At 65.1% G+C, this 13,026-nt stretch carries 11 protein-coding genes; 4 read left to right on the forward strand and 7 right to left on the reverse strand.

The window, feature by feature from the left end; translation table 11 throughout:
- Window positions 1–35 precede the first annotated feature (35 nt).
- The gene (locus tag EH209_RS19490; protein WP_126664479.1) at window positions 36–1,205 is read left to right on the forward strand and encodes an NAD(P)/FAD-dependent oxidoreductase; all 1,170 of its coding nucleotides are present in this window, start codon (window positions 36–38) and stop codon (window positions 1,203–1,205) included.
- Between the two features lie 139 nt (window positions 1,206–1,344).
- On the opposite strand, the gene iolM is transcribed toward EH209_RS19490, so the two are convergent.
- The 3 genes from iolM to EH209_RS19505 form a co-directional block, all read right to left on the reverse strand.
- Window positions 1,345–2,499: a scyllo-inosose 3-dehydrogenase gene (iolM, locus tag EH209_RS19495; RefSeq protein ID WP_126664480.1), complete on the reverse strand. Its 1,155-nt coding sequence runs from the start codon at window positions 2,497–2,499 to the stop codon at window positions 1,345–1,347.
- 108 nt (window positions 2,500–2,607) lie between these two features.
- Window positions 2,608–4,344 (reverse strand): thiamine pyrophosphate-binding protein, encoded by a 1,737-nt coding sequence (locus tag EH209_RS19500; protein ID WP_126664481.1) that lies wholly within the window; start codon window positions 4,342–4,344, stop codon window positions 2,608–2,610.
- Window positions 4,345–4,545: 201 nt separating this feature from the next.
- On the reverse strand, window positions 4,546–4,818 hold the full coding sequence (locus EH209_RS19505) for a HalOD1 output domain-containing protein (protein ID WP_126664482.1): 273 nt from the start codon (window positions 4,816–4,818) through the stop codon (window positions 4,546–4,548).
- Between the two features lie 295 nt (window positions 4,819–5,113).
- Between EH209_RS19505 and EH209_RS19510 the strand changes: the two genes are divergently transcribed.
- Entirely contained in the window at window positions 5,114–5,950 is an 837-nt protein-coding gene (locus EH209_RS19510; protein ID WP_126664483.1) for an MBL fold metallo-hydrolase, read from the forward strand.
- 85 nt (window positions 5,951–6,035) lie between these two features.
- On the opposite strand, the gene EH209_RS19515 is transcribed toward EH209_RS19510, so the two are convergent.
- The 4 genes from EH209_RS19515 to EH209_RS19530 all read right to left on the reverse strand — a co-directional run bounded on the left by EH209_RS19515 (window position 6,036) and on the right by EH209_RS19530 (window position 10,438).
- Complete coding sequence (locus tag EH209_RS19515; RefSeq protein WP_126664484.1) at window positions 6,036–7,055, reverse strand: LLM class flavin-dependent oxidoreductase; 1,020 nt, start codon at window positions 7,053–7,055, stop codon at window positions 6,036–6,038.
- Between the two features lie 207 nt (window positions 7,056–7,262).
- Window positions 7,263–8,501, reverse strand: a complete 1,239-nt coding sequence (locus tag EH209_RS19520) for a mandelate racemase/muconate lactonizing enzyme family protein (RefSeq protein ID WP_126664485.1) — start codon at window positions 8,499–8,501, stop codon at window positions 7,263–7,265.
- A 20-nt stretch (window positions 8,502–8,521) separates the two neighbouring features.
- Window positions 8,522–8,752, reverse strand: a complete 231-nt coding sequence (locus EH209_RS19525) for a hypothetical protein (protein WP_126664486.1) — start codon at window positions 8,750–8,752, stop codon at window positions 8,522–8,524.
- 192 nt (window positions 8,753–8,944) lie between these two features.
- Complete coding sequence (locus EH209_RS19530) at window positions 8,945–10,438, reverse strand: CoA-acylating methylmalonate-semialdehyde dehydrogenase (protein WP_126664487.1); 1,494 nt, start codon at window positions 10,436–10,438, stop codon at window positions 8,945–8,947.
- A 207-nt stretch (window positions 10,439–10,645) separates the two neighbouring features.
- Here EH209_RS19530 and EH209_RS19535 point away from each other — a divergent pair, with 207 nt between their 5' ends.
- Window positions 10,646–11,413 carry an IclR family transcriptional regulator gene (locus tag EH209_RS19535; RefSeq protein WP_126664488.1) on the forward strand — a complete coding sequence of 256 codons (768 nt, stop codon included), beginning with the start codon at window positions 10,646–10,648 and terminating at the stop codon, window positions 11,411–11,413.
- A 471-nt stretch (window positions 11,414–11,884) separates the two neighbouring features.
- Window positions 11,885–12,985 (forward strand): glucose 1-dehydrogenase, encoded by a 1,101-nt coding sequence (locus EH209_RS19540; protein WP_126664489.1) that lies wholly within the window; start codon window positions 11,885–11,887, stop codon window positions 12,983–12,985.
- Window positions 12,986–13,026: the final 41 nt, after the last annotated feature.

Genomic DNA, 13,026 nt, shown 5'->3' on the forward strand with positions numbered 1-13,026 from the left:
GTAGCTTTGTATTACAGCGGCTCGGACTAGCTGGTATGACTGAGAACGTCGTCGTCCTCGGCGCCGGGTACGCCGGGGCCGGTGCTATCGCAACGCTCCAATCGAGACTCGAGACCGACGCTCGGCTGACGTGGATCGCCGACGTCGACTACCACCTCGTGCTCCACGAGGCCCACCGCGTCGTTCGGGATCCGGACGTCCGCTCGGACGTCACCTTCTCGGTCGACCTGATCGCCAATCCGTCGACCCAATTCATTAGAGACGAGGTAACCGGTCTCGACACCGACGAGCGGGTCGTCGAACTCGCCGATAGCCAGGGCGTCGAGTACGATTACGTCATCGTCGGTCTGGGCAGCCAGACCGCCTACTACGGTATCCCCGGTCTCGAGGAGCACTCGCTGACGCTGAAGAGTCTCGACGACGCCCTCGAGATCCACGACACGGTCGAAGACGCCAGTCTGGAGGCAACCCGCGAGGAGCCCGCACAGATCGTCATCGGCGGGGCCGGCCTCTCGGGCATCCAGACCGCCGGCGAAATCGCGGAGTTTCGCGACAACCACCGCGCGCCGATCGACATTCATCTCGTCGAGGCCTTGGAAGAGATCTTCCCAGGCAACGATCCCGAAATACAGCAGGCCCTGCGCGACCTACTCGAGGAGGCCGGCGTCCAGATCCACACGGACGACCCGATCACGGAAGCCACCGAGGATCACATCGAGTTCGACGAAGGCGAACCACTCGACCACGACATCCTCGTCTGGACCGGCGGCATCACCGGCCGCGACGCCTTCGACGACGCCGACCTCGAGGACGAGCACAATCGGATGACGACGGGGGCGAACTTCCGGACCACCGACGAGCGCGTCTTCGCGATCGGCGACTCGGCGCTCGTCGACCAGGGCGATCAGCCCGCACCGCCGACCGCACAGGCCGCCTGGCAGGCTGCGGAAGTGGTCGGCGAGAACGTCGCTCGCGCCATCGAGAACCGGCCGCTGAAGACCTGGGAGTACGAGGACAAGGGAACGGTCGTCTCCGTCGGCGAGGAGGCCGTCGCTCACGAGGTCACGCCGGCGTTCGGCGTCTCCCTCCCGGTCGACACGTTCGGCGGCGTTCCCGCGCAGACCCTCAAAAAGCTGATCGCGGCCCGCTGGATCGCGGACATCACCTCCTGGAACGAGGCCCGCAAGTCCTGGTCGTCGCTGTAAGCGGTTTCAGAATCGCTGTTTTCGATCGGTTGGCTGAGAGTTATCGGCGGGACGCCCGACTGTCCGTCGCGATGTGCTCCGGAGTTCGCGTCGAGCCTCGAGAAGCGCGTCGATAGTACGTCGCTCGCTCGCTGCGGGACTATATTTCGATCAGGACCTTCCCGTCGACGCGTTCGGCTGCCGTTCGAATCGCCTCGTCGGCGTTCGAGAGATCGAACGTCGACGTGATCAGCGGTCGGTTGTCGAGCTGGCCGGCGGCCATCAGCCTGATCACGCGCGGGTAGACCTGCTGTCCGGTGTGGCCCTCGGATCCGTAGAGCTGAGCGTTGTTGCCCTGGTACTTCCGGAGCGCGATGTCAGGATCGCTCGCGGCGTTGCTGATGTGGACGACGTTCGCGCCCTCCGCCAGCGAGTCCTCGATCGCGGGGTAGGTCTGGGAGACCGCGCCGGCGGTCTCGACGTGGACGTCGGCGCCCTCGCCGTCCGTGACCGACGCGATCGTCTCGACCGGATCGTCCTCGATCGGGTTGTAGACGTGTTCAAACCCAAGCGTGCGGGCGACCTCGCGGCGTTCGTCGGACGGTTCGAACGCGATCACCTTTCCGGCGCCCGCGGCCCGGGAGACGTTCATCCCGGTCAGGCCGATCGGGCCCGCGCCGTGGTAGACGTGGTAGTCGCCGGGGAGGACCCCGTCGGCTCGAGCGAACAGCCCGTGGTACGTGATGGTGCTGGGCTCGATCGTCGCGGCGGCCCGAAGCGCCTCGTCGTCCGTCTCGTAGGCGTCCCGGAGCGCCGAGACATCCCAGCAGAGCTTTTCCGGAACGGCGGCGTACTCCGCGAACGCGCCGGGGATCGTGAAGCCGAGCTGCTCGAAGTTCTCGCAGTGGCCCATAAATCCCTGCCGACACATGTTACAGCGGCCGCAGTAGCCGGTAACCTCCGCGGTGACGAGGTCGCCTTCCTCGAACAGTTGCGCGTCGTCGCCCGTCTCAACGACCTCGCCGACGAACTCGTGGCCGGTCACGTTCGGCAACCGGAGGTACGCCGAGTAGTGGACGTAGCCGTCCTCGTCCGTCTCGAGCATCGAGACGTCGCTCCCGCAGATGCCCGCGTAGCGAACGCGGACGAGCACTTCGTCGCCGTCCGGCGTCGGGCGCTCGCGTTCGGTGACGCGAAGGTCGGGATTTCGCCACACCTGCGAGGCGTTCATCGCCTTCTTTGATTCGCGTTCGGCGTTCGAAACGTCGTACTCCGCTCTGGGGTCCCACTCAGCATCCACCACAAGGGATTCCATACCACACCATTTGCCAGCATCCGGTATAAGGATTCGGAGCCGCTGCGGCCGTCGGCCATGAAGAAGAGAGCTCGGCCGGCGGGAACTCGACGGACGGGGGCGGCGCCGTCAGTCGTCCCGTTCGAGGTCGGCGAGGTCCCACTTGCCGGTGACGATCGCACCGGAGTCTTCGTTGTCCGGTTCGACGATGGCTTCGACGAGCGCGGGGCCGTCGTGGGCCAGGGCCTCCTCGAGCGTCTCGGTCAAGTTCTCGGGTTTGATGACGCGTTCGGTGAACTCGACGCCGAACGATTCCGCCATCTGAACGAAGTCGACGCCCTCTTCGAACGGCGTGTTGAGGACGCGGTCCCAGCCGTACTTGTCGACCTGCAGGTTCCGGATCGACTTCCAGCCGTCGTTGTTCACGACGAGCCAGGTGACGTCGACGTCGTGTTCGACCGCGCAGTTGACTTCCTGGTTACACATCATGAAGCTGCCGTCGCCCTCCACGTCGACGACCTGCCTGTCGGGCCGGGCGAGCTTCGCGCCGATGGCGGCGGAGACGCCGAAGCCCATCGTCGAGAAGCCGCCACAGGAGATGTTCGTCCGGGGCTCGTACACCGGGAACTGCGGATTCGTGACCTCCTGTGGCTGGCCAGCGCTTGAGACGACGATCCCGTCTCGTTCGAGCGCCTCGCGCAGGCTCGCCAGGGCGCGCGAGATTGACATCGGCACGTCGTCCGTCTGTCGCTCTTCGACGAGTTCCTGCCACTCGGCCCACAGCCGCTGGATCTCGTCGTAGTACTCGTTGTCTTCGGTACCGACGGGATCGACGCGGTCGGCGACTTCCTCGTGGAGCTGTCGCGTGACGACCTTCGAGTCGCCGAGGATGCCGACCTCGACGGGGTAGTTCTTGCCGATCTCCTCGTTGTCGATGTCGACGTGGATGAGCTTGCTCGGCGGGATCTCGAAGCTCACGCCCTGTTCGAACGAGGACGTGTGCATGTCCGTGAACCGACAGCCGATCGCGAGCACGACGTCCGCGTTGCTCGCGAGTTCGTTGCCGGCCGTCGAGCCGATCCAGCCCGCGTAGCCGACGAACAGCTCGTGGTCCTCGGGGATGATCCCCTTCGCCTGGAAGGTCGGAATGACGGGCGCCTTGAGGTGTTCCGCGAGGTCCTGGACCTCGTCCCAGGCCTCGCCGAGCATACAGCCGCCGCCGGGGACGATAACCGGCCGGTCGGCCTCCGCGAGCAGGTCGGCGGCCTCGGAGACGGACTCCGGATCGCCGCCGGGACGGCTGTGGGTTCGCGTCTCCGCCGGCTCCGGAATCTCGACGTCGGCGGCGCCGCCCTGGACGTCCATCGGCACGTCGACGTGAACCGGGCCCGGCCGGCCCGTCGTCGCGACCTGGAACGCCCGTCTGAGGACTCGAGGCAGGCGTTCGACGTCGTTCACGACGAAGCTCTTCTTCGTGACCGGCTCCATTACGCTCGGGAAGTCGCCGGGTTTCTGTCGTTCGATCTCCTGGAGGATCCCCTGGCCGTACTCGTGGGTCTGAGGCGCGCCCGTGAAGACGACCATCGGAATCGAGTCGACGTAGGCCGTCGCGACGCCGGTGACCGTGTTCGTCGCGCCGGGACCGATCGACGTGAACACGGCGAGCGGATCGCCGCTGGCACGCGCGTAGCCGTCCGCGAGGTGGGTCGCGCCCTCCTCGTGTCGCGGTTGGATGACCTCGACCTCGGAGTCGTTGAACGCGTCGAGGAGGTTCGTGCTCCCGTGTCCGGGAATGCCGACCAGGTACTCTACACCCTCTTTCTCCAGATACTCGGCGATAATCTCGCCTCCGGTAAGCGTGGGCATATGTAATGAATTACCCCGATGTGCCATAAATATTCGCCCTCACGTGTCGGTGGGCGAAGCCGGGCGACTGGAGGTGAGCGGTAGCCGTCTAGGCGCAGTCGTCGCCGCTCGCGTCTCGAGCCGGAATCCGCCGAAGCTGTGGCACCTGCCCACCACGCCGGCGGTCGAGTACGACCGGCTCGCGACCACGGACGCGCTCAGCTATTCGGTCCGGCGTTCGACGCTCACGGACTCCGAACCGTCGACCGTAATCAGATAGCCCTCATACTCGAACCGAAGCGCCAGTGACGACGGGCCCGCTGTGGCGGAATTCACTAGGGCGTCGAGTGCCCCCGGATCGATGGTGTCGTATAATGGCGGTAACTGACTGGCTTCCCGGTCCGAAGCCGTCGCGACGCGTTTGACGACTTTCATCGAGACGGATTCCGCCGGGTGTCCCGCTCCAAAGGGGTCGGTTTTGTTTCTGTGTCCCATCCCGTTGCTCACGATGACGTCGTGCGGGCACAAGAAGATTTTTCAGCGCAGAATGGCACTTCGACCAGCGGATATTTCGCGTTCGCCGGAACGCCGCACCGCTTCAGCGGTGGCAGTCTGTGTGCCTGCAATGTCCCCCGAGAAGCTCGGTAATCAGTGTCCTTCTCCGCCTTCCGCCGATAGCGGCCCGTCGACGCCCGCAGGGATTTCGCGCGGTGGTTCGAACCGGACGTCGTCCCGAACTCGGTCGCACGAATCGGTACGCTCTTGCCCGATTCCGCGCTCACGTGTACGTATGGGAATTCACAGCGACTGGAGCGATTGGCTTCCGCAGGCGATCGAGTCGGCCGAACCGGACGGCGTCGCCGTCTGGTACCTCGGCTGCAACGGGTTCGTCCTCAAGGGTCGCGAGGGAACGACGATCTTCGTCGATCCGTATCTGGGCCTCGGCGATCCGCCGCGGATCATCCGGATGATTCCGGTCCCGTTCGAGCCGAACGACGTTCGCAGCGCGGACGCGATCCTCGCGACCCACGAGCACGTCGATCACGTCCACGGGCCGTCGCAGGCGCCCATCCTCGAGAAGACGGGCGCGTCCTTCTACGGACCGGACGAGTCGGTCGCCGTCGCTCGAGACGACGAGGAGTGGGCAAACGACTACGACGTGACCGACGAGCAGCTGATCGAGGTCACAGAGGGTGACTCGTTCGGCGTCGGCGAGTTCGAGATCCACGTCGAGCCGGCCCACGACCCCGACGCGAGCCACCCGGTCTCGTACGTCGTCGAACACGAGGCAGGCACGTTCTTCCACGGCGGCGACTCGAAACCGGCCGCGGAATTCGACGCGATCGGATCGCGCTACGACATCGACCTCGGCGCATTGGCGTTCGGGACGGTCGGCGTGATGCCCCATCGCGAGACTGGGGCGCCGACCGTGACGAAGTGGTACAACGACGACAATCAGCTGCTCGAGGCCGCGAGCGATCTCCGGCTCGATCGGCTCCTGCCGAGCCACTGGGACATGTGGAAGCGGCTCACCGCGGATCCGACCGCACTACACCATCACGCGCGAAGCTTCGAGCACCCGCAGCGCCTCGAGATCGCCGAAATCGGCGACCGCCTCGACCTCTGAGCGGCGAGCGGCGTCGATCCGGTTCGAACGGCGACGCCGATTCGAGTTCGACTAACCAGCCCACGGCAGTCGGTGGAAACGGGAGCTACAGCGACGGGATGACCTCGTCGTTCATGACCTCGAACAGCTGCTCGGGTTCGGGGCTAGTGTTCCCGACCGCGATCCGATCGAAGCCCATCTCGGCGTACGCTTCGAGCTGGGCCGCGATCTCCGCGGGGTCGTCGGCGATCAGGAACTTCTCCTCGATCTCCTCGCGGGTCGCCTTCTCGCCCTCGGCCTCGATCTCGCGCGGGTCCGCCAGCGCCCGGTCGAAGACGTTCTGGGTCGTCGCGTGCCACGGTCGCGTCGCCTCAAGCGCCCGCTCGTAGTCGGGGTGATAGGATGCCGTCACGAGCAGCGTCGTCTCGATCGCGTCCGGGTCGTTGCCCTCCTCTTCGGCGTAGCGACGGATCGCGGGGTAGAGCCGGTCGGTGTACTCCTCGCCCTTCTTGACCGTGACGAACCCGTCGGCGTATCGCGCCGCGAGCCGGGCGGTGCTCGGTCCGTTGGCCGCGATATGGATCTCCGGCGACCGCTCGGCCATCGTATACAGTTTCGCCTCGTCGAGCTCGAACCGCTCCCCGTCGTAGGTGACGAATCCGTCCTCGTCGATGCGCTCGCGGACGTCGTCGCTGACCCACTCGTCGTCGCCCCAGAGGGCGCGGATGATCTCGAGGGCCTCCTCGAGTCGGTCCCGGCGTTCGGGGTACTCGGGCCAGTCGAACCCGAGCGGCGTCTCGTTCATCGCCTCGCCAGTGGAGAGCCCGAGCAGCACCCGGTCGTCGTGGAGTTGCTGGAGCGTCGTGAACGCCTGCGCGATCATGCCGGGGTGGTAGTGGCCCGTCGCGGGCGTTACGCACGTGCCGATCGGTCCGTCCAGTCGTTCCGTTGCGGCGCCGAGCCAGGACCACGCGAACGCCGACTCCGCGTCCGTGTGGAACCACGGGTGGAAGTGATCCGACGTCCAGACGGTCTCGTAGTCGCCGGCCGTGGCCTGTTCCCCGTAGTCCAGCAGCGCGGACGGATCGTACTGCTCCTGATGAGCCATGTAATCGATTTCGACCATCGTCGACTGACAGTACGGAGAAGAGCGCATTAGGCTTTGTGCTCGGCGACCGCGCGATCGCCGTCGGCGATCCGTTACCGACGGCTCGAGGGCGCGTGCAGTCAGTAGGGACGGGCGGCAAAACAGAGGGACAGTGACGGAAGCCCCGTCGGCGGATCGGCGCGTCGAGCCGACCGCTCCGCGAGGGACTACGAAGGCGGTGGTGCGTTAGGTACGCGGTTTCCGGTGTTCCTCGACGACGTCCCAGTCGAGTTTGATACCGAGTCCCGGTTCGTCGGGGACCTCGAGGCGCCCGTTCTGGATGAGCGGCTCGTCGCGCGCGACGAGGTCGTCCCACCACGAAACCTCTCGAGCGTGGTACTCGACGGCGACGAAGTTCGGCACCGTCGCACCGACGTGGGCGGTCGCGACCGTCGCGATCGGGCTGCCGATGTTGTGGGGGATGAGTGCCTGGTAGTAGGCCTCGGCCATGTCCGCGATCTTCTTCGTCTCGGCGATCCCGCCGGTTTTGGGCACGTCGGGGGCGAGGAAGTCGACGGCCTGCTCCTCAATCAGGTCGCGGAAACCGTGGCGACCGTAGCGGTTCTCGCCGGTCAGCAGCGTCGTCTCGACGCTGCGTTGCAGTTCTCGCATCGCGTCGGTGTTCTCCGGCGGCAGGGGATCCTCGACCCAGGCGAGGTCGTACGGCTCGATCGCCCGACAGAGCTTCTTGGCCGTCTCGGGGCTGAAGTTCCAGTGGAGGTCGACCGCGACCTCGGCCTCGTGGCCGATCTCGTCGGTGACGGCCTCGACGACCGAGCGCTTGTGCTCGACCTCCGGCGGGTCGAAGTGCCGCGAGAGGGTGTCGATGTCGCGGCCGGACGGAACGTCGAGGTCGAACTTGATCATATCGAACCCGTCGTCGACGGCCATGCGCGCGGCCTGGGCGTACGCTTCGGGTTCGTACGTCGTCTCCTCCTGGCCCTCCTCGGCCGAGGAGACCATCGCCTCGCCGGCGTGACAGTCGGCGTAGACGCGGACCTCCTCGCGAGTCTTCCCCCCGAGCAGCTGATAGATTGGCTGGTTGAGCAGCTTCCCAGCCGCGTCCCAGAGCGCGATCTCGACGCCGCTGATGGCGATCGTCCCGACGCCCCACTGGGAGCCCCGCCCCGAGAGGCTCTCGCGCATGAGGTTGTAGAGCCGCTCGACGTCGAGCGGGTTCTCCCCGACGAGCACCGGTTTGAGGTAGTCCGTGACGATCTCGTGGACGCCCGGCGAGGGGTAGGCCTCGCCGATCCCGGTCACGCCGCGATCGGTCTCGACGGTGACGATCGTCCACGGGAAGTTGCCGTCGATGACGAACGAGTCGATGTCGGTGATCTCGGCCGTCGGGCCGTCCCGTTCGGGCTGGTCGTCGAAGTCGGTCCACATCGTCGCCGCGAGCGTGGATGCAAAGTCCTCGTACATGGTCTGTGTCGTGTCGAATGTCAGCGTGTGCGTTTCGCAGTCGGTTCCGTCCGTCGTTCGGACGGTGCGATTCCGTCGCGGACGCGCTCCGCGACGAACCGGCCGTCTGACCGGACCGACGCGGTCTCGCGCGGCGCGTCGGTCTCGCTCCGCCCGGCCGACTCGGAGCGGCGCGACTCGCTTCGACCGTCGCCGGTCCCGCGACCCCGCGTCGGACCGCTCGAGTCCCAGGGGGTGATAGCGAGTCGCATTATCAAGTCGATTGCGGAGACGCCTGTTATAGTTTCCGGTGATCGGAGGCGAGTAACCGCGAGCGCCGCTTTACACGGCGACACCGCTGAGGGCTACGCGACGATCAGTTGCCGAGGCAGTACTGGCGAAAGAAACGCTCGCTCGAGCGCGTATCGCCGGTCACGGTGCTTCGCGGCTCGATGACGCCGGTATCAGCTGTACCAGCGTTCGATCTGGATGGTCTTCTCGGTGTAGAAGTTGACCGCGTCCTCGCCCTGGGCGTGGAGGTCGCCGAAGAACGACGCCTTCCGGCCGCCGAAGTGGAAGAAACCCATCGGGGCGCAGACGCCGACGTTGATCCCGATGTTGCCCGCGTCGACCTCGTACTTGTACTGGCGAGCCTCGCTGCCGGACTCGGTGTAGAGCGAGGAGGCGTTGCCGTACTTCGTCGAGTTGACCATCTCGATGGCCTCATCTAGGTCCTCGGCCTCGGCGAGACAGAGCACCGGCCCGAAGATCTCTTCCTGTGCGATCTCCATGTCGGTCGTGACGCCCTTGAGGAGCGTCGGACCGAGGAAGTTGCCGTCCAGTTCGGGGTGTTCGAAGTCCCGGCCGTCGAGGACGAGTTCGGCGCCTTCCTCGAGCGCGTTCTCGATCAGGCCGAGCACGCGCTCGCGCGAGTCGTCGGTAATCAGGGGGCCGACTTCGGTCTCCTCGTCGACGCCGGCGCCGACAGTGAGGTTCTCCGCGGCGTCGATCAACTGCTCGCGGAGGTTGTCGTAGACGTCGCCGACGCCGACGACGACGTCGTTGGCGAGACAGCGCTGCCCGGCGTTGCCGTAGACGGAGCCGATGATGTTCGGCACCGCGTCGTCGACTTCCGCGTTTTCGGTGACGACGGCGTAGTTCTTCGCTCCGCCCTGGGCCTGGACACGCTTGCCGTGCTGGGCGGCGGTTTCGTAGACGTGCTTGGCGACGGGCGAGCTTCCGACGAAGGAAACGCCGGCGATATCGTCGTGCTCGAGCAGCGTGTTGACGGTCTCGGCGCCGCCGTTGACGAGGTTGACGACGCCGTCGGGGAAGTCGACCGCGTCGACGGCCTCGAAGATGAGCTGGGAGCTCAGCGGGACCTTCTCGCTGGGCTTGAGGATGAACGTGTTCCCGGACGCGACCGCGTACGGCAGGAACCACAGCGGGATCATCGCCGGGAAGTTAAACGGCGTGATGGCGGTGAACACGCCCAGGGGTTGGCGGACGGCGTGCTCGTCCATGCCGGATGCGACGTCCTCGACGTTGCCGCTGCCCTCGCGCATCATGTTGGGCATTCCGCAGGCGACTTCGACGTTCTCGATACCGCGCTTGATCTCCCCGCGCGCCTCCGCGATGGTCTTCCCGTGCTCGCGGGAGAGGGCCGTCGCGATTTCGTCGAGCCGATTCTCGAGTTCGGTCTTCAGGTCGAAGAGGTACTGGACGCGCTCGACGACGGGCGTCTGTCGCCACTCCTCGAACGCTTCGTTTGCGGTCTGTACTGCGTCGTCGACGGTCTCGACGGTCGAGTGCTCGACCGTCGCGAGTTCGTCTCCCGTCGCGGGATCGACGACGGGCTGGGACGTCTCGCTCGCGGGCGTGGTCCACTCGCCGCCGACGTAGTTGTCGACGTGGTCACGAACGGCTGGTGAAACGGCTCGCTCTCTTTGCTCGGACATGCGAGTGAGTGGTTGTGGTACGCACACAAATACGTTACGCTCGAACCGATGTTATCGCGCGAGACACCCCCGACCGCTCCCGTCGAACGGGGCTCGGGACGAGTCAGATTCTCGATGACGCTCGAGAGCGCACGTTTGAATCGATCAAACAGTATTCTCGTTTGTCACACACAAACAATTTAGTGGCAGTGAGTGTTTGTCTGGCGCATGGCAAAGACGACGAAACCGAGAACGATTCAGGCGGTGGGGATTACGCTCGAGATTATCGACTACCTGCACGAGCACGATAGCGCCCGGATCACCGAGATCGCGAACGAACTCGGACGAGCGAAAGGCACCATCCATTGTCACCTGGCCACCCTGCTCGAGAAGGAACACGTCATCAAGAATGGGAACGAGTACCAGCTCAGTCTCCGCTACCTCGAACTCGGCGAGGGAGTGAAGGATCGGCTGGGGTTCTACGACGTCGTCACCGACGAACTGGACGAACTGGCCGAAGAGTCCGGCGAGTTGGTGCAGTTCGCGACGGAAGAACACGGCCGCGCGGTGTACCTGTACAAGACGGGCGGCGAGCGGGCCGTCCAGACCGCCTCGTCGGTCGGGAAACGGGAGTACCTCCACTGCCTCGCGCTCGGCAAGGCCATCCTCGCGTACACCCCGCGCGAGCGCGTCGAAGAGATCATCGATCAACACGGGTTGAAGCGGTACACGCCCCAGACCATCACCGACCGCGAGGAACTCTTCGACGAACTCGAGACGATCCGCGAGCGCGGGTACGCACTCGACAAGGAGGAGAAGATCGAGGGACTACACTGCGTCGCAGCGCCGGTCATGGCCGACGAGGACGACGTCCTCGGCGCCGTCAGTCTCTCCCGACCCTTGAGTCGGATGACGGGCGATCAGTTCCAGGAAGAAATTCCGAATATGGTCACCCGCTCCGCAAACGTTATCGAGATCAACGCGAAGTACTCCTGAACACTCCCTATTTGAAGCTGTCAAACGGTGCTTTACGATAGTGGAGTGTGAACAAGTCCCGCGGTTGTTCGAAACCGACCGGTCAGTAGCGGGCGTCTGAAGGCTAATTTCGGCCCTTTCAGGGAGTATTGTCCGTGACTGCTCGATCGGCTGATGGAGCACCGCTCCCCCTAGGAACTACCGAGATAGTGGGTCAGCGATCGTTGATCGATTCTATTTACAACTGTATGGGTGTAATATATAGGAGAGTAACTGGACTCGCGTTCGGAACAGACAGCGCGACCCGTGATCAGGGGAATTTGAACCTCTCAAACGACGGTTGTCGCTCCGTTGCAAACGGGATTCGAACGTCTATGTAACTCGAGTAGCCGATCAGCACGACGACGAGGCTAGCGAACGAGCACGGAGCGGCCTCATCGCAAAACCGTCGGGGAGACTATATGCAATCGCCGAAAAGAAGCGCACGTACCCATGCGCGCTGTCGCACTGTTTCCGGACGGCCCAGAACTGCGTGTCATCGAAAAACCGAGACCGACCCCCGAGAAGGGCGAGGCGCTGATCCGAACCGTCGCCGTCGGAATTGATGGCTCGGACAGGCGCATCGCGGCCGGCGAAATCGGCGGCGACGTTCCCGACGGCGAGGACCACCTCGTCATCGGCCACGAGGCGGTCGGCGTCGTCGAAGAGCCGAACGGAACCGACCTGACGAAAGGCGACGTCGTCGCCCCTCTCGTGCGACGACCCGTCGACGATGAGTCGAGATTCGCGGCCAACGGCGAACTCGACATGGCTCCACCCGAGAGCCTTCACGAGTGCGGAATCACGGGGGCACACGGGTACATGGCAGAGTTTTTCACCGCTCGTTCCGAGTATCTCGTTTCGGTCCCCGAATCGCGTGCGGCGTACGGGTTCTTCGTCGAACCGACGAGTCTCGTCGAGAAGGCGCTCAATCAGGCGGCCGCGGCGCGGTCCGGGTTCGAGTGGCGGCCGTCGAGCGCGTTCGTTCTCGGGAACGGCAACCTCGGACTGCTCGCACTGACGCGACTCGAGACCGGCGACGAGTTCGAGCGAACCTACTGCCTCGGCCGCCGGGACCGACCGGATCCGACGATCGACATCATCGAAGGCGTCGGCGGTACCTACGTCGACTCGAGGGAACTCTCGCTCGACGAGTTTCCCGCGGTTCACGAACCGGTCGATTTCGCCTTCGAAACGACGGGACACCCCGCCCACGCCGTCGAAGCGGTGGACGCGCTCGCTCCGAACGGCGTCGTGACGCTCCAGGGGATTCCGGGCTCGTCGTCGACGTTCGACATCGACGGGGGCGCATTCCACACGGAACTCGTCGTCACCAACAAGGCTATCCTCGGCGTCGTCAACTCACGACGGTCTCACTTCCGTGCCGCCGCCGAGTGGCTCCGCGACACGCCGGAGTCGGCGCTCGACGCACTCGTGACCGGCGTCTACGGACCGGACGAGATAGACGAGGCACTCGCTGACTCCGAGGAGACGATAAAGACGGTCGTCTCGTTCGATCGCCTAGATCGAACGAGTCGGTTCCGTCTCGAGTGACCCGATTCGCCACTGGCAGACACACTGTCGACGCGTTTCCG

The sequence above is a fragment of the Haloterrigena salifodinae genome (assembly GCF_003977755.1).
GTDB lineage: Archaea > Halobacteriota > Halobacteria > Halobacteriales > Natrialbaceae > Haloterrigena > Haloterrigena salifodinae.

What these genes read in the sequence shown, in the direction of transcription:
- EH209_RS19490 (WP_126664479.1), top strand. Translation starts at nt 36, where the DNA reads ATGACTGAGAACGTCGTCGTCCTCGGCGCCGGGTACGCCGGGGCCGGT.
- iolM (WP_126664480.1), bottom strand. Translation starts at nt 2,499, where the DNA reads ATGGAATCCCTTGTGGTGGATGCTGAGTGGGACCCCAGAGCGGAGTAC.
- EH209_RS19500 (WP_126664481.1), bottom strand. Translation starts at nt 4,344, where the DNA reads ATGCCCACGCTTACCGGAGGCGAGATTATCGCCGAGTATCTGGAGAAA.
- EH209_RS19505 (WP_126664482.1), bottom strand. Translation starts at nt 4,818, where the DNA reads ATGGGACACAGAAACAAAACCGACCCCTTTGGAGCGGGACACCCGGCG.
- EH209_RS19510 (WP_126664483.1), top strand. Translation starts at nt 5,114, where the DNA reads ATGGGAATTCACAGCGACTGGAGCGATTGGCTTCCGCAGGCGATCGAG.
- EH209_RS19515 (WP_126664484.1), bottom strand. Translation starts at nt 7,055, where the DNA reads ATGGTCGAAATCGATTACATGGCTCATCAGGAGCAGTACGATCCGTCC.
- EH209_RS19520 (WP_126664485.1), bottom strand. Translation starts at nt 8,501, where the DNA reads ATGTACGAGGACTTTGCATCCACGCTCGCGGCGACGATGTGGACCGAC.
- EH209_RS19525 (WP_126664486.1), bottom strand. Translation starts at nt 8,752, where the DNA reads ATGCGACTCGCTATCACCCCCTGGGACTCGAGCGGTCCGACGCGGGGT.
- EH209_RS19530 (WP_126664487.1), bottom strand. Translation starts at nt 10,438, where the DNA reads ATGTCCGAGCAAAGAGAGCGAGCCGTTTCACCAGCCGTTCGTGACCAC.
- EH209_RS19535 (WP_126664488.1), top strand. Translation starts at nt 10,646, where the DNA reads ATGGCAAAGACGACGAAACCGAGAACGATTCAGGCGGTGGGGATTACG.
- EH209_RS19540 (WP_126664489.1), top strand. Translation starts at nt 11,885, where the DNA reads ATGCGCGCTGTCGCACTGTTTCCGGACGGCCCAGAACTGCGTGTCATC.